Genomic DNA, 22,654 nt, shown 5'->3' with positions numbered 1-22,654 from the left:
GATAGCGTGGGAGGGAGCCAGCTCCCTCCCACCGTTGGATCAACGCAGCCAGTTGGTGCGCGCCAGTTCGATCACTTCATCGCCACGCCCGCTCATCACCGCCTTGAGCATGTACAGGCTGAACCCCTTGGCCTGTTCCAGCTTGATGCTCGGCGGCATCACCAGTTCCTGAGTGGCGGTCACCACATCCACCAACACCGGGCCATCATGGGCCAGCGCGCGGCGCAGGGCCGGCTCCAGGTCTTCGGATTGCTCCACGCGAATGCCCAAAATGCCCATCGCATTGGACATGGCCGCGAAGTCCGGGTTTTTCAGCTCCGTGCCGGTGTCCAGGTAACCCGCCGCCTTCATCTCCATGGCGACAAAGCCCAGGGACGAGTTGTTGAACACTACGAGTTTGACCGGCAGTTGCAGTTGCGCCAGGGAAATGAAATCCCCCATCAACATAGTGAATCCACCATCGCCGGACATCGAGATCACCTGCCGACCCGGGAACGCTGCCTGTGCGCCGATGGCCTGGGGCATCGCGTTGGCCATGGAACCGTGGTTGAACGAGCCGATCAGGCGGCGCTTGCCGTTCATCTTCAGGTAGCGCGCGGCCCACACGGTCGGTGAACCGACATCGGCGGTGAAAATCGCATCGTCATCGGCCAGCTCGCTGAGCAGGCGCGCCACGTATTGGGGGTGGATCGGTCGATCCGCTTTGGACGGTTGCGCCAGATCATCCAGGCCCTGGCGGGCTCTTTCGTAGTGCTTGAGGGAAGTTTCGAGGAAGCTGCGATCGGTCTTGCGGGTCAGGCGCGGCAACAGCGCACCGATGGTCTCACTGACATCGGCCGCGATGCCCAGGTCCAGGGTCGCGCGTCGACCCAGGGCCTGGGGATCGCGGTCAACCTGGATAATTTTGGCGTCGGTCGGATAGAACTGACGGTAAGGGAAGTCGGTGCCGAGCATGATCAGCGTGTCGCAGTCGAGCATCGCGTGGTAGCCGGAGCTGAAGCCAATCAGGCCGGTCATGCCCACATCAAAAGGATTATCCCATTCCACATGCTCCTTGCCGCGCAGCGCGTGCACCACCGGCGCGCCGAGGGTGTCGGCCAGCGCCACCACCTGGTCATGGGCACCGGCGCAACCGCTGCCGCACAGCAGCGTGACTTTTTCACTGCTCTGGAGCATATCGCTCAAGCGCTGCAGATCGGCCTCTGCCGGCAACGTGCGCGGTGCATGCAGCGCCGGCCATGGCTTGAGCTTGTCTTCCACCTCCAGCAGCGACACGTCCCCCGGAATCACCACCACCGCCACGCCCCGATTGAGGATCGCCGACCGCATGGCGCGATGCAGCACATGGGGCATCTGCTCGGGGTTGCTCACCAGCTCGATAAAGTGGCTGCACTCCTTGAACAGTTCCTGGGGGTGGGTTTCCTGAAAGTAATTCAGGCCAACTTCCGAGGATGGAATTTGCGCGGCAATCGCCAGCACCGGCACATGGTTGCGATGGCAGTCGAACAGGCCATTGATCAAATGCAGGTTGCCCGGCCCGCAACTGCCGGCACACACGGCCAACTCACCGGTGGCGGCGGCCTCAGCGCCGGCGGCGAACGCAGCCACTTCTTCGTGGCGCACATGCATCCACTCGATGCTGTCCATGCTGCGCAGGGCGTCGGTGAGGCCATTGAGGCTGTCGCCGGTCAGGCCCCAGATGCGCTTGATACCCGCCTGTTCAAGGGTGGTCGCCAACTGCCGGGCCAGGTTGATTTTCGCCATGAAGAACTCCAATCGTCAGTGAGGTTGAAAAACTGCTGATCAGTAGGGGACAGTTCAATCCTGGCGAATGCTCCGCGTTTAATGTGAAGATTGAGTCATGCTTGCGCGATCAGTGAATCAAATCTGCACCAGCCCTAGCCAGCGCCAGACAACTTTTTCACCGTCCACGTGCGGCATCAGGGCGGCGTAATCGAATAGCCGCTCGGTACCGGGTTTGTAGTCGCACACCCATTTACCCGGATAAGGGCAGGTTTCACCGCTGCGTGCACGCATGCCGCTGACGGTCCACAGCCAGCGTACGCTCTGGCTTTCATGCCACGGCAGGCGTTCATTCAACTGGACGGTGCACTCCATGCAGCGATCCGTCTCCATTTCCCAGCGGCCAGCGCGCGGGGCGGGTTCGCCACTGTAGGCGTGCCGGGCTGGCTCTGGGGGTGTTTGATCGGGATCGCGCTGCCACAGTGCCAGGCTGTTACTGGATTGCTGGGGGAGCGTTGGCAGCATTTCGCCTTGCTTGAACTCGCGACGCGAACCAGCAACGCCGGGTACAAGCCACCAGCCGGCTTGAGTGCATGTCATGCCTGCAACCATGCTAAGCGGTTGGGAGGCTTGGGCGGGGGCGGACGGCTTTGGCTTGATCAGTCGATGTGTTGGCGCCGGCCAGTCGCTGTCGGCATCGAAACGTGCCATCCAGCGTCTGCTGTCGGCGTCGGTGAAGCGCTCATTCGGGTCGCCGTCCCATTGGCCGAAGCCCAATAAGCCTAGGTCGTCGTAACGAATGGGCTTGAGTAACCTGTTCAAAAGCATGGGCAGTTCGGGCACGCCGTGTTCGACGGGATATAGCTCCGGCTGTTCACCCAGCTCGATCCATTGGCCGCTGTGCAGTTCGGTGATGCTGATGCGGGGGTGGGTGAGTGCTTCGCGTAGCTGTTCACGGCTCAGGTCGAGTTTTTCGCGCCAGTGATCGGCCAGCAGGAAGGCCCAGGTTGGAGGGCGGATGCCGTTGGGTAGTTCGTCGCGCATGCCAAAAGGGTACTCGATGTCGAGCCCATAGAAAGCCGGGGTCAGCGCGCGCTCCCAAGTGGTAACTTCCGCCCGCGTGCCATATTCCATTGGGTTGGCCATGGCGAAACCGCTGTAGACCTGATGAGCCTTGAGCAGATCAATGGTCTTGAACACGAACTGGCGCCAGGCGGTGCGGTTGTCCAGCCACCACTGCCAGCGGTAATAGAACGAGACTGAGGAATAATTGGTTCTGGTTCCCTCAGCCTCGAGCCGACTGCGCCAGAAATGACCTGCCGTCGTCGGGGAAGAGGCATGGTTTGCTTCATCTGTGAACCAGAAAGCGAAGGTTAGGCTCGGATGGGCCTCTATAGCCTGCTTGCGCAGCTCAGGTTCCTCCTCGGGGTAAGGATGAGGGCGTTCTGCATCCGGATGTATGGTCATGGTGTAAGGGTGGCCGAGTAGTTGCTCGAAGGCTTCGTGGATATCCACCATCAATAGAGCGACATCCCGATGGTCGTCACGGGAGGGATGGAAATAGAAGCTTATGAAAGGGCTGACGCTATGACGGGCTACCTCATCAGTACCCCAGTCGGTGTTGGGCCACTCTTTAAGCTCTGCAATAAACTCATCACGCTCTTCTTCATCAAATAGTCTATGAGTGGTACTCACGTCTATCTCCTGTTTTTGTTGCCTTTGATTGTTGAGCTGTTCTTCTCATCTGCTGCGAAACCAACGCAATCTTCCGGAACCCGAAGCAGTGCAACTTTTTCCTTGCCGACTTTGTGTGGATTGACGCCTGTTTGCGGTGTCATGAGCCGGACGTAATCATTCAGTTGTTCTTCCCTCGCCCAATCCCCCGGAAACTTGATCTCTACCGCCGCAAACACATTCTCGATTTCAAACGGCTCCTGCCGGTACTCAACGACCACCAGGTCCGGCGCAAGCAAGCCCTTGGGCCGTGGCCAAAAAGGCTGCACGGCACTTCCAAAGCGCTTGGGCCGCGTGGCCGGATCACCCAACAACGCCTTCCTGCTGCTGCCGTTGTAGTTGGGTTCCGCCTTGAGCGGGCTGCGCCATGCCAGCGCTTCGTCGACGGCCTCGAAAAACAACGAGGCGGTGAACTGCTTGAGGGCGATCTCGATGGTGATTTGCACCGTATCGCCGGCGATTTTCTTGCGTATACGACGCGGCACCTTGATCGGCATCTGCAACGCAACGGCGCAGACCTGGCTGATCGCCGGGCGAAAAGGCACCTTGCGTTCGATGTATTCCTTGAACGTGATGTTTTCCTGGCCTCGTCGGGACACCGTGCTGTTGCCACCGCGATCCACCACGGCAAAGGTCGAACTCTTGACCTCGATTTCGCGGGTCATCGCTTCAATGGTGTCGCGAAGGGTTTGCTTGATCTGCTTCCTGCGCTCGGCAATTTGCAAGGCGAGCTGGGCCAGCTCGGCGGCGGTCTTGGTATTTTCGAACGCTTGATTGGCCCGATAGGCGCGGTAGGCACCGTCGATAATCCGGGCGACCGCGGGGGCTAGGGGACCGGGCATCAGTCGAGACTCATATCTGCACCAGCCCCAACCAACGCCACACGACTTTCTCATCATCAACCCGAGGCATCAGGGCGGCGTAATCGAATAGCCGCTCGCTGCCCGGTTTGTAATCGCATACCCACTTTCCGGGGTAAGGACAAGTTTCACCGCTGCGTGCACGCATGCCGCTGACGGTCCACAGCCAGCGTACGCTCTGGCTTTCATGCCGCGGCAGGCGTTCATTCAACTGGACGGTGCACTCCACGCAGCGGTCAGATTCCACCTCCCAGCGGCCAGCGCGCGGGGCGGGTTCGCCACTGTAGGCGTGCCGGGCTGGCTCTGGGGGTGTTTGATCGGGATCGCGCTGCCACAGTGCCAGGCTGTTACTGGATTGCTGGGGGAGCGTTGGCAGCATTTCGCCTTGCTTGAACTCGCGGCGCGAACCAGCAACGCCGGGCACAAGCCACCAGCCGGCTTGAGTGCATGTCATGCCTGCCACCATGCTAAGCGGTTGGGAGGCTTGGGCGGGGGCGGGCGGCTTTGGCTTGATCAGTCGATGTGCTGGCGCCGGCCAGTCGCTGTCGACATCGAAACGTGCCATCCAGCGTCTGCTGTCGGCGTCGGTGAAGCGCTCATTCGGGTCGCCGTCCCATTGGCCGAAGCCCAATAAGCCCAGGTCGTCGTAACGAATGGGCTTGAGTAACCTGTTCAAAAGCATGGGCAGTTCGGGCACGCCGTGTTCGACGGGGTAAAGCTCGGGCTGTTCACCCAGCTCGATCCATTGGCCGCTGTGCAGTTCGGTGATGCTGATGCGGGGGTGGGCGAGTGCTTCGCGTAGCTGTTCACGGCTCAGGTCGAGTTTTTCGCGCCAGTGATCGGCCAGCAGGAAGGCCCAGGTGGGAGGGCGGATGCCGTTGGGTAGTTCGTCGCGCATGCCAAAAGGGTACTCGATGTCGAGCCCATAGAAAGCCGGGGTCAGCGCGCGCTCCCAAGTGGTAACTTCCGCCCGCGTGCCATATTCCATTGGGTTGGCCATGGCGAAACCGCTGTAGACCTGATGAGCCTTGAGCAGATCAATGGTCTTGAACACGAACTGGCGCCAGGCAGTGCGGTTGTCCAGCCACCACTGCCAGCGGTAATAGAACGAGACTGAGGAATAATTGGTTCTGGTTCCCTCAGCCTCGAGCCGACTGCGCCAGAAATGACCTGCCGTCGTCGGGGAAGAGGCATGGTTTGCTTCATCTGTGAACCAGAAAGCGAAGGTTAGGCTCGGATGGGCCTCTATAGCCTGCTTGCGCAGCTCAGGTTCCTCCTCGGGGTAAGGATGGGGGCGTTCTGCATCCGGATGTATGGTCATGGTGTAAGGATGGTCGAGCAGTTGCTCGAAGGCTTCGTGGATATCCACCATCAATAGAGCGACATCCCGATGGTCGTCACGGGAGGGATGGAAATAGAAGCTTATGAAAGGGCTGACGCTATGCGAAGCGAGCTCGGTGCCAGATTCAGAGTTTGGCCACTCTTTCAATAATTCGATAAAAAGATCCTTTTCTTCAACGGTAAACATCTGATGAGTTGTGCTCATATTATTTCTTCTTCCTGGTCTGCTCATTGGGGGTAGATTTTTTCTCATCCGCGTCAAAGCCAATGCAATCTTCCGGAACCCGAAGCAGCGCAACTTTTTCCTTGCCGACTTTGTGTGGATTGACGCCTGTTTGCGGTGTCATGAGCCGGACGTAATCATTCAGTTGTTCTTCCCTCGCCCAATCCCCCGGAAACTTGATCTCTACCGCCGCAAACACATTCTCGGTTTCAAACGGCTCCTGCCGGTACTCAACGACCACCAGGTCCGGCGCAAGCAAGCCCTTGGGCCGTGGCCAAAAAGGCTGCACGGCACTTCCAAAGCGCTTGGGCCGCGTGGCCGGATCACCCAACAACGCCTTCCTGCTGCTGCCGTTGTAGTTGGGTTCCGCCTTGAGCGGGCTGCGCCATGCCAGCGCTTCGTCGACGGCCTCGAAAAACAACGAGGCGGTGAACTGCTTGAGGGCGATCTCGATGGTGATTTGCACCGTATCGCCGGCGATTTTCTTGCGTATACGACGCGGCACCTTGATCGGCATCTGCAACGCAACGGCGCAGACCTGGCTGATCGCCGGGCGAAAAGGCACCTTGCGTTCGATGTATTCCTTGAACGTGATGTTTTCCTGGCCTCGTCGGGACACCGTGCTGTTGCCACCGCGATCCACCACGGCAAAGGTCGAACTCTTGACCTCGATTTCGCGGGTCATCGCTTCAATGGTGTCGCGAAGGGTTTGCTTGATCTGCTTCCTGCGCTCGGCAATTTGCAAGGCGAGCTGGGCCAGCTCGGCGGCGGTCTTGGTATTTTCGAACGCTTGATTGGCCCGATAGGCGCGGTAGGCACCGTCGATAATCCGGGCGACCACGGGGGCTAGGGGACCGGGCATCAGTCGAGGTCTCCCCTGTGTTGATCCAGAAAGTTGTCGGGGAAAATAGCGGCGGCTTCGATGGGTGAGCCTTCATCATCGAGGGCCACCAGATACGACTGCCAGGTCTCGGTGATTTGCTGGTCGTCGCGCATGATGGCCTTGTGGGCCTGCACGGGTCTGGATGCCTCGGTCACCGTCCACTCAGTTGCGCCCAAGGGACAGGTCAGGCCTTCAGCAAGGAGCGTTGCGCCATCGGTGACGCGATATCTATAGCCTGCAAAAGCACGTTGATCGTTCTTGAGTAACGTGTAGCGCCCCAGGAACGGCCCTGGCGGTACCGCAGATTGTGGTGGAGTGCCCAGTGGATTGCCCGTACCGACCGAATCTGTGGTCACAGGACCTCTGATCCTGATGGCAAGTCCATCGAGCGTAATGCCATTGCCATCGATAGTGATGCTGCCACCCGGCGCTCTCAGTACAAGGCGCTCGCCCGTTGCCACATCGAACACGCGGGTTGTTTGCTCAATGCGTTGTCCTGCTCGGAGGCGGTAACGGTTGCCCACGGATAGCTCAACATTGCCGCCAATCTGAGTGTCATGGTCAGCAGCAATCCTGTCATGTCGATTGTTGGCGATTTCTTCGACTCGGTTCCCACCAATGCTGATGTGATGGTTGCGCCCCAGGTTGTCTGTTCGATCACGGCCCACTTCCAGATGCACGTCCTGAACGACCACAACGTGCTCGTCGTTGCCAACGTGTTCGCTGCGGTCATGGCCGATCTCAATACGCTCGTTATGCTCGACCTTTTCGCTTCGGTCGTTACCTACGAAAGTGGTGTTGTTGTGCTTGATGTGAACGTTCTTGTCTTTTTCGGCATGGATAAACACTTCTTCCTGGCCGAGTTCATCCTCAAAGCGCAGCTCATTGAAGCCGGAGCCCTTATGCGTACGGCTTTTGATGGTCATGCGTGTTTTGTGCTTGGGCAGTTCATACGGCGGCAGGTTGGTCTCGCGATACGCACGGCCGGTGGCGATCGGCTGGTCCGGGTCGCCGTCGAGATAGCTGATGATCAGTTCCTGCCCGACTCGCGGTATCGCTATCGCGCCCCAGGTCGCCCCGGCCCAGCCTTGAGCCACACGAATCCAGCACGAACTGTGATCGTTGTTTTTGTCAGCGCGATCCCATGGGAACTGCACTTTCACCCGGCCCCATTCATCGCAGTAAATCTCTTCCCCTGGCGGCCCAACCACCGTGGCAATCTGCGGGCCGTCGATGCACGGTTTGTCGCGCAGCGGGGCTTTCCAGTCGGAGGTCCAGCGGATGGCGCTGGCGGTCATTTCATAAGAGGTGCCGTGGCCGCTGCCGAACGCCTCCTCCTCCAGACTGGTGTGCTGTTTGCCTTGGTGGGTGATGGCGACGGTACGCCAGCGGTCGTTGAAGTCTTCGCGGGGATGCTCGTTGAGGTCGAACGCCAGCCCCGGTTGCAGGCGCGCGTCGTCGCCGGCCAGGTGCGCCAGTTTGGCGTCATTGCGCAGGGCGGTCAGCCGGGTCTTGGTGAAGGGTTTGCCGGCGATGTCGCGTTTGTAGCGGCCGGGGTAGTCGTAGCGCTCGTAGTCCTTGCGCTGGTTTTTCAGGTCCTGGTCGCCGGTGGCGGTGTGCTGTTGGTCGTAGCGCGGGTGGGTGAAGGTGTAGTCGCGTTGTACCTGGCGGGCGGTGCGTACTTGTTCGGTGTAGTGGAAACGGGTCAACGCCGGTTCCGTGGCATCGCCGCCCGCCATGGGTTGGTAGATCACGGGGCAATGTGTGTGCGTGCCGATGGTGCCGAGGCCGCCGACGCGGTCGGTGAGGACGAGGGTGTGGCCGTCGTCGCGGTGTTCGAAGGTATAGAGCAGGCCTTCTTCAGCGGCGAGGCGGGCGATGAAATCGAGGTCGGTTTCGCCGGCCTGTACACAGTATTCGCGGGGCTGATGCTCGAAGCAGATTTCGCGGCGGATGTCGGTCAGTCGATGCTCGGCAAGTACGCTGGTGATGATGTCGGGCACGGTCTGGCCCTGGAAGATGCGCCAGTTGGAACGCAGGTCGAAACGCGCCAGGGTCGGTTCGATGACGGCGGTGTAGCGGGTGCGACGAAAACCGGTGTCGCCCTGGGTGAACAGGCTGACCAGGCCGTGGACGTAGCGTACTGGGGTTTCGCCACGCCAGATGGTGAACAGCCCATCCAGATCCAGCACGCGATTGAAGTCGATAGCGCAATTGTGGCTGGCCAATTCCAGGGTGAGCTTGAACGGCTGGGACAAGCCTTCTTGAAGGCTGAAGGACACCACATCGAAGACGTCGCCTTTCAAGGGTTCGAAGGTAAAACGCAGGTCATTTTGGCGTGGCATGGCGGCCTTCCTGGTCGGCTATGAATGAACAAGGCGCTACATCGCGAGGATTTTGTTCAGGGATACCAGTACTTCCTGAGTGATAGCATCCAGGCGAATGGAGTAGATCGTGTAGGCGACCGTCAGCACCACGGCGGCCATGGCCCATGGCGTCCACAGAGGCCAGGTGCGTTTGATTCGGTAGTTGCGCGGCGCGACGTTTTTCAGCGGGTCGGTCAGGCGCTTGGGCGTTTCTCCGCGCAGGGGCCGTAAAAGGCCGTGCAGTTGGTCGATGATTTTCTGTATTTCGTCATCGCCCTTGGCGTGGGCACCGTATTTGCCCTTCAGGCCGGTGATCAGGCATTGGTACATGAACTCCAACACATGTTGGTATCTGGCCGCTTCGGGAATCATGTTATTCATCACGGTGAAGAATCGCTCCCCGCCCCAGGTCTCATGATGAAAGGTATTGAGAAGCGAGTCCTGGCTCCATTCTGAAGATTTCCCCCATGGAGTGCCCATGACCACTTCATCCACTAACAAACAAAGGCTGTAGGAGTAGGCCTTGAGCATGCCTGCGTCGTAGTCGAGCTGGTTGACCTCCTCCATGATTGCAGTGATATGGCTACGCACCGCCTGGTAAAGCGCAGGTACATTGTCATGCTGATCCAAGCGACGCAGGCGAATAACCAACCCGATAAGGGGCGTGGCCGCATCGCACAGCGGGTTCCAGGCCACGCCGCGTATGTCGAATTCGGGGTCCGACAAGAGCGCAACGATGTCAACCGAGGCCGGAGTTTCCGGCCTGGTTAGCTGCGCAGGCGCAGTACGGGGTTGAGGGGCTTGGGTGTTGTATGGTTCCGACATGAGGCAGGCCCTGTTCTAAGGTATTGCTATTAGAAACTTCGGGTTCATGCCTTGTCATGTCGGACGGGTTCGCTTCGTTTCGTGGCTTTTGGATGTAAGAAGTATCTCTATTTCAATGCGTTTGATGGGGATGTTAACGATAGTGCCGGGCCTGTCAGGTAATGCCGTAGCTCGTTTGCCAGCTAAGGCCGCATGCTTGCGCGGTACTGCCGCGTACGGCGCGCCGTAAACCATTGGTCACACGCCAGCGCCAGCCACGGAGCGATCTTGGCATTGGGCAGGCGCCCGCGGCTCAGGCGGCGCATCTGGTCGCGTACCACGGCCAGGGTGGCGAGGGCGGCCAGGGGCTTGCGTTTCCAGCTGATCGGCTTGAGCTGCGGGTTGAGGTCGCGACCCTCGCGCCAGTGTTTGATCAGTTGCGGCTCCAGGGTCAGGGCGGTGGCGATGCCGGCCATGGCAATGCCGCTGTCGAGGACTTGCTGCACGACGGGCAGGCGGCGGATACCACCAGTCACCATCAGCGGCATCTTGGCGATGGTGGCCAGTTCCTCGGCGAACTCCAGGAAGTAGGCTTCGCGGGCCAATGTGCGGCCGTCCCGTGCTTCGCCTTGCATGGCCGGCGCTTCGTAGCTGCCACCGGACAATTCCAGCAGGTCGATGGGCAGCGGGTTGAGCATTTCGACCACGGCGCGCGCATCGGCGGCATCGAACCCACCGCGCTGGAAGTCGGCGGAGTTGAGTTTTACGGCCACGCAAAAGGATGGGCTGACGCTGGCGCGCACGGCATGGATCACCTCAAGTAACAGGCGTGCACGGTTTTCCAGTGAGCCGCCCCAGCGGTCGGTGCGATGGTTGCTCAACGGCGAGAGAAACTGACTCAGCAGGTAACCGTGGGCACCGTGGATCTGCACCCCGGTAAACCCGGCTTTCTCGGCCAGGCGGGCGCTGGTGGCGAAGCGTTGGATCACGTCTTGGATATCGTCTTCGGTCATGGCCCTGGGCTTGGCGAACATTCTCGAAAAACTGCCCAGGTCCAGCGCAATGGCAGATGGCGCCAGTGCCTGCTGGCCCAGGTTGGCCATGGTCTGGCGTCCCGGATGGCTGAGCTGCACCCAGAAATGCACGCCCTTGGCTCGCGCCACGTCGGCCCATTCGCGAAAGCTCTCCAGGTGCTGCTCGTTCTCCAGCGCAACGCCGCCGGGGCCGGTCATGGCGCGGCGGTCGATCATGACGTTGCCGGTGAGCAGCAAGCCGGGTTCACCCTCGGCCCAGGTCTTGTACAGCTGCTTCAGTTCGGGGGAGGGGGCCTGATTGAGATCGGCCATGTTTTCTTCCATCGCCGCCTTGGCGATGCGGTTGGAAATAACCTGGCCGTTGGGCAGTTGCAGGGCTTCAAAGGGTGACATGGGTTGACTCCTGAGCGGGGGAGGCCTCAGACTAAGCTTAAAGTTAACTTTAATGTCAAGCGGACGTTTCGATGAATATTGGTGAACTGGCAAAACAGAGTGGGTTGGCGGCGTCGCGCATCCGTTTTTATGAAGCGGAGGGGTTGATCAGTCAGGTGGGGCGCCAAGCCAATGGCTATCGGCGCTATGCCCCTGAAGCGCTGCAAACCCTGCAATTGATCCAGAGCGCGCAACAGGCAGGATTTACCTTGCAGGAACTCAAGGCGTTGATGCCCGCGCCGGGGGAGCACAAGCGTGAGGAATTGATCGAGGCATTGGAGCGCAAGGTGGCGCAGATCGAGGTGATGCAGGCGCAGCTGGCTCATAACAAGACACAGTTGCTGGGGGTGATCGATGCGGTGCGGGCCCAGCCAGAAGGGGTGCCTTGCTCCATGGGGCAGAAGCAGGTGCTGGCGTCGATTAATCTGCAATCTTGAAGTTGCTGGATTTGTAGGAGCGAGCTTGCTCGCGAAAAACTCACAGGCACCGCGTTCATTCAGGAAGCACGCGTTATCGTTGACGTTTTTCGCGAGCAAGCTCGCTCCTACAGAGGGCCGTGTTAGGGCAAGCCCCCTCCCACATTTTTTACTCAGCGGCGGCGGAATAGCGGTAGTGGCTCGTCCGTTGCAGCCTGGTACGTCACCGAAAAGTCCTTGAGGCTTTCCAGCGCTTCGTACGGGTCTTTGTCGGCGCGCAAGGCGAAGGCATCGAACCCGCAACGGCGCAGGTAGAACAACTGGTCGCGCAGCACATCGCCAATTGCGCGCAGTTCACCCTTGTAACCATAACGCTCACGCAGCAGGCGCGCGTTGGAGTAGTTGCGCCCGTCGGTGAAGGCCGGGAAGTTCAACGCGATAACCTGGAAATGCTCGACGTCTTCACCTATCTCTTCGGCTTCTTCATCGGCGTCCAGCCACACACCCAGGCCGCCGTCGCGGGCCTTGAGAGCGTGGCCGTGTTCGCGCCACAGGGCCAACGGTACGATCAGGTCATCGCAGTTGGAGATGCCGTCGAAGCTCGCGTCCTTGGGCAGCAGGTGCCAGGTTTCGTCGACGACTGCGTTGTTCTTAATGATTCGCTGCATAGACGCGCTCCTTGAACAGGTCGATGCCGATGCGCTGGTAGGTGTCGATGAAACGCTCATCTTCGGTGCGCTGTTCGATGTACACGTCGATCAGCTTGCCGATCACCTCGGGCATGGCTTCCTGGGCAAACGACGGGCCGAGGATCTTGCCCAGGCTCGCATCGCGGCTGGCGCTGCCACCCAGGGACACTTGGTAGAATTCTTCGCCTTTCTTGTCCACGCCCAGGATGCCGATGTGGCCGACGTGGTGGTGACCACAGGCATTCATGCAACCGGAAATGTTCAGGTCCAGCTCGCCGATATCAAACAGGTAGTCCAGATCGTCGAAACGGCGCTGGATCGATTCGGCAATCGGGATCGACTTGGCGTTGGCCAGGGAGCAGAAATCGCCGCCCGGGCAGCAGATGATGTCGGTCAGCAGGCCAATGTTCGGCGTGGCAAACCCGCCTTCGCGCAGCTCGCCCCACAGGGTGAACAGTTGGCTCTGTTCAACGTCCGCGAGAATGATGTTCTGCTCGTGGGAGGTGCGCAGTTGGCCGAAGCTGTAACGCTCGGCCAGGTCGGCAACGGCGTCGAGCTGCTTGTCGGTGATGTCGCCAGGGGCAACACCGGTGGGCTTGAGCGACAGGGTCACTGCCACATAGCCCGGCTGCTTGTGCGCCAGGGTATTGCGCGTACGCCAGCGGGCAAAGCCAGGGTGCTGTTGATCGAGTGCAGCGAGCTCGGCGTCCTGATTGGCCAGGGCCTTGTACTCGGGGTCGACGAAATGTTTGGCGACGCGATGCACTTCGGCTTCGGTCAGGGTGGTCTGGCCGCCGCGCAGGTGTTCCATTTCGGCATCGACTTTCTGGGCAAACACCTCAGGGGTCAGCGCCTTGACCAGGATCTTGATCCGGGCCTTGTATTTGTTGTCACGACGGCCGTAGCGGTTGTAGACCCGCAGGATGGCGTCGAGGTAGCTCAACAGGTCCTGCCATGGCAGAAACTCGTTGATGAACGCACCGACCACCGGCGTACGGCCCAGGCCGCCACCCACCAGCACGCGGAAACCCAGCTCGCCGGCAGCGTTGTGCACCGGCTCCAGGCCGATATCGTGCACTTCGATAGCCGCACGGTCCGAGGTCGAGCCATTGATGGCGATCTTGAACTTGCGCGGCAGGTAGGCGAATTCCGGGTGGAAGGTGGTCCACTGACGCACGATCTCGCACCACGGGCGCGGGTCGATCAACTCGTCGGCGGCGACGCCGGCAAACTGGTCTGTAGTCACATTGCGCAGGCAGTTGCCGCTGGTCTGAATGGCGTGCATCTGCACGGTGGCCAGTTCAGCCAGGATGTCCGGCACATCTTCCAGGGCCGGCCAGTTGAACTGCACGTTCTGGCGGGTGCTGATGTGGGCATAGCCTTTGTCGAAGTCGCGGGCGATCTTTGCCATCATCCGCGCCTGGCGCGACGTCAGTTGGCCGTAGGGCACGGCCACCCGCAGCATCGGCGCAAAGCGCTGCACATAAAGGCCATTTTGCAGGCGCAGGGGGCGGAACTCTTCTTCGCTCAGTTCACCTGCCAAGTAGCGTCGGGTCTGATCACGGAACTGCTTGACGCGGTCCTCGATGATGCGCTGATCGTATTCGTCGTATACGTACATATAGGTCCTGTTCTCGGCAAATCTGCGCGCACGGCCGCGCACTCCCAACGGAGCCGGCGCACGATACCAGTTTGCGTATATGCGCAAAAGTGATGTTTGGGTATATGCAAATAACCAAACTGACTAATGAGAACCGTTGTCGCCATACCCACATTTGTCATAGGGACAACTTTGGTCTTTACTGTGATCGAGTCTTAGTGCAGTCACCTATAAAACCGACAAGAGGCGATGCGATGAGCAATTCCACCAAAGCCCGTAAACCCGACAGTACCGTGGATGCCTGGGCCATTTTATTTTTGATCATCCTGGTGGTGGGAACCGCCGTGTTCTGGGTCAGCCACCAGTAAAGCAGCAGGTTGATTGAGTCTCGATTGAATATCTAATTGCCACTAGCATGGCGTTCTATATCCAAGGTTCAGGCAACCATGTTGAAGGTGCTGATGGCGTGTGTGTGGTTGCTGGGGTCGGCGTACGGGGCAATCGGCCAGGCTGCGTCGGTGGTGTTTCTCAACCCTGGCCGGTCTTCGGAAACCTTCTGGGTCAGTTACGCGCAGTTCATGCAGGCCGGTGCCAAGGACCTCGGCCTGGATTTGCGTGTGCGCTATTCCGAGCGCGACAACCAAGTCACCTTGGCCCATGCGCGGGAGGCACTGCAGGGTAGTGAGCGGCCCGATTACCTGGTGCTGGTCAATGAACAGTATATCGGCCCGCAAATCATGCGCCTGGCCCAGGGCAGCGGGGTGAAGTTACTGATCGTCAGCAGCGCGCTGACGCCCGACCAGTTGCAGCTACTGGACGCCTACAACAACACCGGCTTGATCGGCACGATGGTGGCCGACGACGAGCAGGCGGGGTACCTGATGCTCACCGACTTGTTGCGCCAGCATGGGCCGGTCGCCCCAGGTGCAACCCTTGATCTGCTGGCATTTTCCGGCGCCAGGACCACGCCGGTCGCGCAGTTGCACGTGCAGGGCATGCAGCGTGCCCTGGCCGAGCACCTCGAAGTGCGGCTGCGCCAGTTGGTCTACGGTGAGTGGAGCCGCCAGCGCGCCTTCGAGCAGGCCAGCCAACTGTTCAAACGCTACCCGCAGACCGCGCTGGTCTGGTCGGCCAATGATGAAATGGCGCTGGGTGCCATGCAGGCCCTGCAAGACAGTGGCCGCGTCCCCGGCGAAGACGTGTCGTTCAGTGCCGCCAACAGCTCACCGCAGATTCTCGCGGCACGCCTTGATGGGCGCCTGAGTACCCTGGTGGTGGGGCATTTCACCCTGGGTGGCTGGGCAATGGTGTTGATCCATGATGAGGCCAAGGGGGTCGATATCGGCGCCCGTGGCGGTCGCAACCGCCAGCAAGCGTTGTTCCAGTTGATCGACGCCGCCCAGGCACGCCGGCTATCGGGCCCCCTGCCATCGGTGGATTTTCGCGCATTGTCAGCGGTGGGCAAGCCCGCGTCCTACCGTTACCCATTCAGCCTGCAACTGTTGCTGCGTTAAACCCCGGCCAGGTGCAGCACCAGCTTGACGATGCCAAACAGGGTCAAGGCAAACACCGCGGTGAACAGGATGCCCAGCAGCACAAAGTGGCTGGGCTTGCCGTGGGTGAAGTCGCGGGCGCGGTTCTTGCCACTCTGTACACCAAAAGCCGCTGCCATGACGCTGTGCAGCATCTGCCAGAAGGTAGGTGGTTTGTTGTCAGTAGGCTCGTCCATACAGCCCTCGTCTGCAAGGTGTTCCTAGAGAGCATAGACAACCCGACGGCGTCTGCTCATGTCACAGTACCTCCAGCCCCAGAAACAGCTCCTGGTCCAGCGGCGGCCTGATTTCGGCTTTTTCCAGGTTCACCACCGCGCGGTTGTCGGCGCGTGCCTGTTCGATCAGTTCTCTGCGGGTAAACCGGCGCTCGGCGATGGTTTTCAAATGGCCGAATGCAGGTGTGGAGGGCGGGGTATCGGCGGCGGGGTAGTGGAAGTGGGCGTACCACAACACAGTTTCTTCGCCCCGTTGGCCCGCATTGATCCGGTTTTTGTCGCGGATGGCATACTCCGTCAAAAAGTCACCGGCCTTCAAATTGACACGGCTGCGTTCCAGGTTGATATCGACAAAGCCATGACGCCATAGATAGGCGACATTGGACGCATTGGGGCGCTGCAGCTTATACCCTTCTGCGCACACTTTGCGGGCTTGCTGCGTCGCGGCGTTGGCCTCGGCCAGATAAGCATTGCGCAGTGTCATACCCTCGCCATTGGCCTTGTGATCACGCATGAGTTCCTCGGCAAGGGCTTGAAACTTTGCTGCATGCTGGCTCAGCATCACATCCCACTCATGTGGGTCGAGTACGTCGCGTCGGCTGGGATCCTCAAGCTTGCGCTGTTGGAAGCGAATGCTTGCATCGATACCCGTGCGTTCGTCCCTGACGGTTTGCCCCTGCGCCTTGATCATCCTCAACGTGCGCACTGCAGACACAGTGGGCTGCGGAGGCCGCGCAGGTTCCACGATGTTCCAGACACCTTCATTGGGGTGTTCATGATAAGTGGCGACGGTTTGCCCGGTGAGGGGGTTCTTGATGTCAACGAAACTGCCTTCGACACCAGGCTCGCTCGGGCGCAGGTCACCCACAAGCGTTTCCTGGTTGCGGGTTCTGATGACTCGGCGGCTGGCGGGTCTTTGCCGGGCGGCGCGATTGGCGGGGCGCCTGGGGACAAAGCCCTCTTCAGACAGGATCAACTCGGCCAGTTGCGCCTCCAGCGCAGTGCGGGCCAGGCTGAACTGCTCCAGGAACGAGGTTCTATATTCTTCTCGCACAAGCTCGGAACCCATTTCAGATAACGCATTAACGGCGTTTTCCAGACGACCGTACTGCTGGAGTGCATCCCTGAGTACATCCATTTGTTCGGCCGGTGAGTAACCGCTGGTGGCGAGCACGTCGGTATGAGTGAGTATGGAAGCGGTCGCTCGGCGATCGGTGAGCACTTCAAGGAAAGGGTGCTCCTTCGGGCTATCGGTGTCGCGGGTGCGGTCGATGATCAACTCAACAAACGCCAACAACAGATGCTGCTCTATAACACGCGAAGAAATCGTGTTTTTGGAGGTGATTTTGCTTGAGAGCTTATCCCGCATTGTCGGGCTGGCCTGTTGCAAAATGGCCTCCGTTTTTTCTGCAACCTTGACCATTTCCTTGAGCAGTTTCAGCCGCTGTGTTGCACCGCTGATGAACTGCTCATAGGCGTCCGTGACGTGGTTGGGCAGTTCTGTGTCGACCCTTAGCAGTAGCTCGGCAAGGCTTTCGCCGCGCCCGGTTTGCAACGTGTTTTGAATCTTCTGATACAGCGTTGAATATGAAAATAATAAGTGGTCGTAAATGTTCTCGGTCGCGATATCTCGTGCCTGTTTGTATTGAGCCTGCGTCCGGTCCAGTTCCAGCAGTTCTCGGGCCACTGCCAAGGAATTTTCCTGCGTCAAAAGATACTCTTGCGTGTTTTCATGATAATTGTCGACGGCGATGTTCCAAGCAATTGCAGCACGTGCTGCCGAACGTTGTCTTTGTTCATGACGCTCAACGATTCTGGGGCGCAGGGCGGGAAGTAATGCAGGGCTGTCGAGCCTTTCCCAGTCAGCTCGCAAGGCTTGCTTGTGTTCGATGAGTTGGGCCTTGGCGTGTTTCACTGCATCGTTAAGCTGTTGCGCCTGGGGCGTCAGTGCACCTGCCTCGATGCTGAGGGCCTCCAATCCTGAGCTCAGTTCCTCCAGTTTTTCCTTGCGTTTTTTTTGCCAATCACTCAACCGTTCCCTGGGCATACCCCCTTCCAGCCTGGCATGCCGGTCGAGCCGCCAATGCCCCTGGCCATCGCTGATCAACCGAAAGCCTGGGCGTTGCGGGTGCTGTGGATGCACCAGGTAGACCTCGTTGAACCCCGGCACTACGCTTACCTGGAACAGCAACCCGCCGACGCTGGCATGCCAGGTCTCGTTGATGCGGAAAAGCCCCTTGAGCGCACCGCTTGGCTGCGCAGCCGGTAGGCTGTCGGGCCAGGGTACATGCACGTCGACGAGCGCCTTGAGTAACTTCGCACTGGCTGTGGGGCTGGCGAGCGAGCGGCTGAAATCCAGGGCGGTATGGCCGGTAGCCGGGGGCTCGCCGGGCAATGCGACCGGACCATCACGCACCACCGCGGTGCCCGGCGCGTGAGGTAGGCCGGCAGTGCGCCGCCAGGTTTCCAGGTGCAGCGCATGCTCCTGTGCGCCAGGTTTCGCCAATGGCCGCGCCGAGGGCGAGGCGGCGTGCAACAGCACCATCGCGGTGTTGAGCAAAAGATCAATCAGCGCCAGCTCGCGGGTGGTCGGGTCGTCGCTGTCCAGGCCCGCCAAGTCCTGGGCCAGGCTGCTGACCAGCACCATGAACCAACCCACCAGCATCGCCGGGCCCCTTACCAGTGGCAGCAACAGGGTGTTGAACAGCAACCAGGCGCCTTGCATCACAATGGCCCAGCGGCTTTCGCTGTTGGACACCGACTCGCGGTCTGCCAGGTCTACCAGGGCTCGCGCCGTGCTGCCGAACAGGTGATTGAGCAATTGCCCGTTGACCTGCGACTGCAACCATTCACCCGCACCCTCATCGACGGCCAGGGTGGCGGGCTCGGGTTTTTCAGGCACGTTGAACTCGTCTCCAGGCAGGAAACGAATCAGGTGAGGTTCGCGGATGCCACCGTTATCGTAGATCGGGCGGGCCTTGTCGCTCAGCCAGATCAACACGCTGTCTTGCAAGGCGCCCGGGCTGGACAGGGCCTTCAGCAGCGCCTGGCGGGTGGGGAACTCATGCAGCGCGTCGGCATACAGTGGCTGATACAACAGATGCGGGCCAATACTGGCATCACGCGGTTCGATGATAAACGCGTTGCTGACTTCATCAGGCGTCGCGCCGGCCTTGCGGCACAGGGCCAGAGGGCGCAGGACGATCTCTTGGCCGTCAACAAAGCGATCCAATGGGGTTGGCTCCATCAACGCTTTCACATAGCGATAGCCCGTGATACTGATGCCGTGCTGTTGGCGGATCTTGTATTCAAGCGCCTGCATCGGCAATTTGACCTTCAGCTCACGGGTAAACAGCGCTTCGCGCCGTCGGGCATCCACGGTGTCGGACAGCAGCGTATCCTTGATCTTTTGCGGATAGGCGGTGCCGATATCGACACGCTGAATCAAACCCGTGGTGCCCAGCAAATAGTCCTCGGTGAGCCAGTTTGGCAAGGCGCTTGTGCCTTTGGCGCTGACGGTCAGCGTACCGCTTGGCTTGCCAGCGAGGTTCTTGACAGCCAGTTCCGTCAGCGACATGCGCACATGGCTGATGATCCCGGCGCCGCCTGGATAGCCGGCACCCATCGTGAAGTCCAGCACCACCTCGTCAGGATCATAGTCGCCGTGGTCAGTCTGCATCTGTGCGCGCAAGGCGGCGCGGCTGAAGCTGTGGAGGTCCTCAATGCCTTCGTTGAACGAACCACCCTGGTTGAGTTGCAGCACCTGCGCCATATCCTGCAGGTGGCGGTGGTAGGCAAAGCGATCGGCGCTGTCGGCCTGGTTGAGCCAGTCCGGCAATTGGTCGCGTACTTTTCGCAGCAGTGCAACGGCAGGGCTCGGCACCTGGGTAAAGAAAATCGCCGGGTCGGTGAGGGTTTCCAGGCGCCTGCCCAGGGCGGTTTCCTCTTGCCCCTGGAACGTCAGCGTCGCGAGGTCTTCCAATTGTTGGTTGAGGATCAAGCCGGCTTGTTGTTCGAAGACGTTACCGTTCGGTTCGTTGCGCCGCCAGGTCAGGCTATCGAACGCAAAGCGCTCGCGCATCCTCGTCGCCCAGGCTTCGCCGAAGGTATCGATGGAGTCAAAGGCTTCGATATTCCCCGCCACGCTGCACGCCAGCACCTGTTTATCGCGCACCAGAAGCAGGTCGGGCGTCAGCAGGCGCGCTTCTTTGCCGGCGCTGTGGAAGGTGTTTTCGATGAAGAAGACATAGGTGGCGGGGGTAGAACGGGGCAGGCGCTCCTGCAATACCGGCCAGGCGGCGACAACCGTCAGCATGTCACGTTGGGTTTGATTCAAGGTGGATTGGCGCGCTGCTGCCGCAGTCATTTGGCCGTTGAGAAACTCGGCCAACCATTGCCAGCGGCTGCTGCCATGGCTGTCGGTTTCACTCCAATAGTCCGCCAGGTCATGCTGCCAGTGCAGGAACAGCGACTCGGGCAGGTCATCAAGGATGCGTGCGATGACCTGCATGTCGATCAGTGCCGGCGCCTGTGGCTTGAGGATCTTGGGGGCTTGCTGGGTCAGGTAGTAAGGCAGTTCGCGTTGTGGGTGCAGGTCCAGCGGTTGCGGGTTCAATGCATGGGCTATCGCCACTTCCATCAACGAGGGGTAGGTGTAGTGCCCCTCGGGGTGAGGGGTGGCCAGCTTGACCGCGCGCAGGTCCAGTTGCAGCGTGGGGTAGTGTTCCAGAATGCGCTTGCGCAGGGCATTGAACACCACCGAATACAGGGCCGGGCGCGTGGCGAAGCGGGCATGGACCGCCTGGGCGGGCAGTTGCTCAAGGGCTGTGAAGGGCGAGGGGGTTGGGTTGGGCATGCGAAGTCCTTTGTCTGTATTGATTCAAGGGGGCGGCTCTACGGGCCGACCAGCGCTAGCAAATCCAATTCCGTCACGTTGCGGACGGTATAGGGATACCGCCGCTACTGCGTGACCCCGCCCGCGCGACATATGCACCTCTTGAGGGGACGGCCCGCGTGATGTGCTGACACTCCATTTCAAAGGAGTGACACGATGGCTGATGCAACCCAACCTTCTTGCCTTGGCTCAAGAGCCCTGGGGTATTTCCGCCGGCGGAAACCGCCGCGTCGTTATCTCGGTATTTATTGCCTTGGTGGGAGGTGGAGGACAAACCTGCCAGTCTCGTCGTACAGCTTCGTCGCCTTAACGCCAGCCTGAACGATGAGCAAGCGGCGGCCAGCAACTTGAACGGCTGGAACTGGCCACCAACCTGTTCACGCAGACGCCCTCCCTGCCAACCCAGGCGAGCGCCGAACGCTTGCGCTGGCTGGACATGAGCCACAACGACCTGGAAGCTTTCGATGCAAGCGCGTTCAGTCGCCTTGAGACATTGGACTTGAGCTACAACAGCCTTTCCACATGGCCTGAGGGGGTCTTGGCCGCCCCACACCTGACCCGCTTGGACTTGAGTGGCAACGTGTTGACCCACTTGCCGCCCGGCCTGCTCAGTGGTGCCCATGATGCTTTGGTGGCAGGCACCGATTTGTCGGGCAACCCTACCTTGACGCCTGCTACTCGAGAGGAGCTGTACCAGTACGCCAATACGCACCGACTGACAACGTTAATGGGGGTTCGCCGGGCAGAGCTTGACGCCTGGCATCAACGCTTCCAGGCCGGATCCGACAGCGACTCGGATTCTGGTTCCGATCCCGATTCGGACGACGACTCGGACGGTGATTCCGACGACGATCAGGGGGCGGACGTCGAGCCTGTGGAGGCGCTGCCCGAGCCGCAGCACATTGTTGCCCCGGCATCGCTGGAGCCCTGGCTGGAGGGTTCCACCCCTGGGCAGATAGCACCACGCACGGCGTTGTGGGACCAACTGGCACAAGCCCCTGACCACGAGCGTTTCTTCTGGTTGATGTCGAGCCTGCGCCTGACCTCGGAGTTCAACTTCAACCGAGCCAGCCTCACGCAGCGGGTGTGGGATGTGATCGAGGCCGCCACCGCAAACGCGGAGTTGCGCAGCCTGTTGTTCGCCGAGGCTGAAACCCACGGCACATGTATCGATGGGCGCATCCTTACCTTCAGTCAAATGGAAGTGCGTGTATTCGAACATCGGGCCTTGCACGGCATCCCGCTGCAAAGGCCTGATCTGAGAGGGCGAGCGCTGCTGGATTTATCGTGGCAGTTGTTCCGGCTCGACCGGGTCGATCAATGGGCCGAAGCGTCGGCCACAGGCCTGGACCGGGCCGAGGACGCTTGAGGTATCGCATTGGCTTGACCCGTGGCTGGCCCGATGGGTTGGAGCTGCCTGGGCAACCGGAATACATGGCGTTTGGTCGCCCGATCGAGGGCGCCCAGCGAGCGCAGATCCAGGCGAATATCAGCGCCCTTGAAAGCACCGACGAGTTCGTTGAGTACCTGATCGCCCAGGATCATTGGGTTCGTTACCTGAACGAGCGCTACCCCGAGCAGTTAGATGCGCTTAACCAGGAATTTGCGCGACGATATGAAGCGCTGGAAGACGACCATGCCGAGCGCGGCGATGCCCAGAGCCTGCGTCGTTACGAAGAAGCGCTAAACCAATTGCAGATCGAACGGGCGACCGCGCGTAACCTCAAGTTGATGCAGCTGTCGCGCATGGAGATGCAACGCCTGGCCAGCATCCGCTGAGGACTAATGTGGGGCTTGCTCGCGAAAGCCAGCTGTAGGAGCGAGCTTGCTCGCGAAAAACGTCAACGATCACGCGTGCCTGCTGAAT

At 60.1% G+C, this 22,654-nt stretch carries 16 protein-coding genes; 4 read left to right on the top strand and 12 right to left on the bottom strand.

Translation table 11 applies throughout. The features are described 5' to 3' along the window. Positions 1 to 39: 39 nt before the first annotated feature. The 8 genes from poxB to MRY17_RS14310 form a co-directional block, all read right to left on the bottom strand. The gene (gene poxB, locus MRY17_RS14345) at positions 40 to 1,764 is read right to left on the bottom strand and encodes a ubiquinone-dependent pyruvate dehydrogenase (protein ID WP_243352359.1); all 1,725 of its coding nucleotides are present in this window, start codon (positions 1,762 to 1,764) and stop codon (positions 40 to 42) included. A gap of 117 nt (positions 1,765 to 1,881) precedes the next feature. Beyond that, the gene (locus MRY17_RS14340) at positions 1,882 to 3,438 is read right to left on the bottom strand and encodes a type VI immunity family protein (protein WP_243352358.1); all 1,557 of its coding nucleotides are present in this window, start codon (positions 3,436 to 3,438) and stop codon (positions 1,882 to 1,884) included. 2 nt (positions 3,439 to 3,440) lie between these two features. Further along, positions 3,441 to 4,319, bottom strand: a complete 879-nt coding sequence (locus MRY17_RS14335) for a VRR-NUC domain-containing protein (RefSeq protein ID WP_243352357.1) — start codon at positions 4,317 to 4,319, stop codon at positions 3,441 to 3,443. Between the two features lie 10 nt (positions 4,320 to 4,329). Continuing rightward, positions 4,330 to 5,883 (bottom strand): type VI immunity family protein, encoded by a 1,554-nt coding sequence (locus MRY17_RS14330; RefSeq protein WP_243352356.1) that lies wholly within the window; start codon positions 5,881 to 5,883, stop codon positions 4,330 to 4,332. 1 nt (position 5,884) lies between these two features. Then, a complete protein-coding gene (locus MRY17_RS14325; protein WP_243352355.1) occupies positions 5,885 to 6,763 on the bottom strand; it encodes a VRR-NUC domain-containing protein in 879 nt (292 codons plus the stop codon). Beyond that, complete coding sequence (locus MRY17_RS14320) at positions 6,763 to 9,129, bottom strand: type VI secretion system Vgr family protein (protein WP_243352354.1); 2,367 nt, start codon at positions 9,127 to 9,129, stop codon at positions 6,763 to 6,765. The genes MRY17_RS14325 and MRY17_RS14320 overlap by 1 nt, the downstream gene beginning before the upstream one ends. A gap of 36 nt (positions 9,130 to 9,165) precedes the next feature. Beyond that, positions 9,166 to 9,876 carry a type IVB secretion system protein IcmH/DotU gene (gene icmH, locus MRY17_RS14315; RefSeq protein WP_243352353.1) on the bottom strand — a complete coding sequence of 237 codons (711 nt, stop codon included), beginning with the start codon at positions 9,874 to 9,876 and terminating at the stop codon, positions 9,166 to 9,168. A gap of 281 nt (positions 9,877 to 10,157) precedes the next feature. Then, positions 10,158 to 11,381, bottom strand: a complete 1,224-nt coding sequence (locus MRY17_RS14310; protein WP_243352352.1) for an NADH:flavin oxidoreductase/NADH oxidase family protein — start codon at positions 11,379 to 11,381, stop codon at positions 10,158 to 10,160. 71 nt (positions 11,382 to 11,452) lie between these two features. Between MRY17_RS14310 and MRY17_RS14305 the strand changes: the two genes are divergently transcribed. Beyond that, positions 11,453 to 11,857 carry a MerR family transcriptional regulator gene (locus MRY17_RS14305; protein WP_181284958.1) on the top strand — a complete coding sequence of 135 codons (405 nt, stop codon included), beginning with the start codon at positions 11,453 to 11,455 and terminating at the stop codon, positions 11,855 to 11,857. Positions 11,858 to 12,009: 152 nt separating this feature from the next. Here MRY17_RS14305 and MRY17_RS14300 read toward each other — a convergent pair whose 3' ends face one another. Further along, a complete protein-coding gene (locus MRY17_RS14300; RefSeq protein ID WP_104503205.1) occupies positions 12,010 to 12,504 on the bottom strand; it encodes a DUF934 domain-containing protein in 495 nt (164 codons plus the stop codon). Further along, the gene (locus MRY17_RS14295; protein ID WP_065933525.1) at positions 12,488 to 14,146 is read right to left on the bottom strand and encodes a nitrite/sulfite reductase; all 1,659 of its coding nucleotides are present in this window, start codon (positions 14,144 to 14,146) and stop codon (positions 12,488 to 12,490) included. Before MRY17_RS14295 ends, MRY17_RS14300 begins: the two co-directional genes overlap by 17 nt. Before the next feature lie 425 nt (positions 14,147 to 14,571). Between MRY17_RS14295 and MRY17_RS14290 the strand changes: the two genes are divergently transcribed. Beyond that, on the top strand, positions 14,572 to 15,639 hold the full coding sequence (locus MRY17_RS14290) for an ABC transporter substrate-binding protein (RefSeq protein ID WP_243352351.1): 1,068 nt from the start codon (positions 14,572 to 14,574) through the stop codon (positions 15,637 to 15,639). On the opposite strand, the gene MRY17_RS14285 is transcribed toward MRY17_RS14290, so the two are convergent. After that, positions 15,636 to 15,854, bottom strand: a complete 219-nt coding sequence (locus tag MRY17_RS14285; protein WP_181285290.1) for a DUF2970 domain-containing protein — start codon at positions 15,852 to 15,854, stop codon at positions 15,636 to 15,638. The genes MRY17_RS14290 and MRY17_RS14285 overlap by 4 nt on opposite strands. Positions 15,855 to 15,915: 61 nt before the next feature. After that, complete coding sequence (locus tag MRY17_RS14280) at positions 15,916 to 20,748, bottom strand: hypothetical protein (RefSeq protein WP_243352350.1); 4,833 nt, start codon at positions 20,746 to 20,748, stop codon at positions 15,916 to 15,918. A gap of 475 nt (positions 20,749 to 21,223) precedes the next feature. On the opposite strand from MRY17_RS14280, the gene MRY17_RS14275 reads away from it, so the two are divergent. Beyond that, on the top strand, positions 21,224 to 22,156 hold the full coding sequence (locus tag MRY17_RS14275) for an NEL-type E3 ubiquitin ligase domain-containing protein (protein WP_279308331.1): 933 nt from the start codon (positions 21,224 to 21,226) through the stop codon (positions 22,154 to 22,156). Beyond that, complete coding sequence (locus MRY17_RS26430; RefSeq protein ID WP_279308330.1) at positions 22,153 to 22,566, top strand: NEL-type E3 ubiquitin ligase domain-containing protein; 414 nt, start codon at positions 22,153 to 22,155, stop codon at positions 22,564 to 22,566. The genes MRY17_RS14275 and MRY17_RS26430 overlap by 4 nt, the downstream gene beginning before the upstream one ends. Positions 22,567 to 22,654: the final 88 nt, after the last annotated feature.

It is taken from the genome of Pseudomonas orientalis, assembly GCF_022807995.1.
In the GTDB taxonomy this organism is placed as follows: Bacteria; Pseudomonadota; Gammaproteobacteria; order Pseudomonadales; family Pseudomonadaceae; genus Aquipseudomonas; species Aquipseudomonas orientalis_B.
This window is presented reverse-complemented; position numbering and strand designations above follow the sequence as displayed.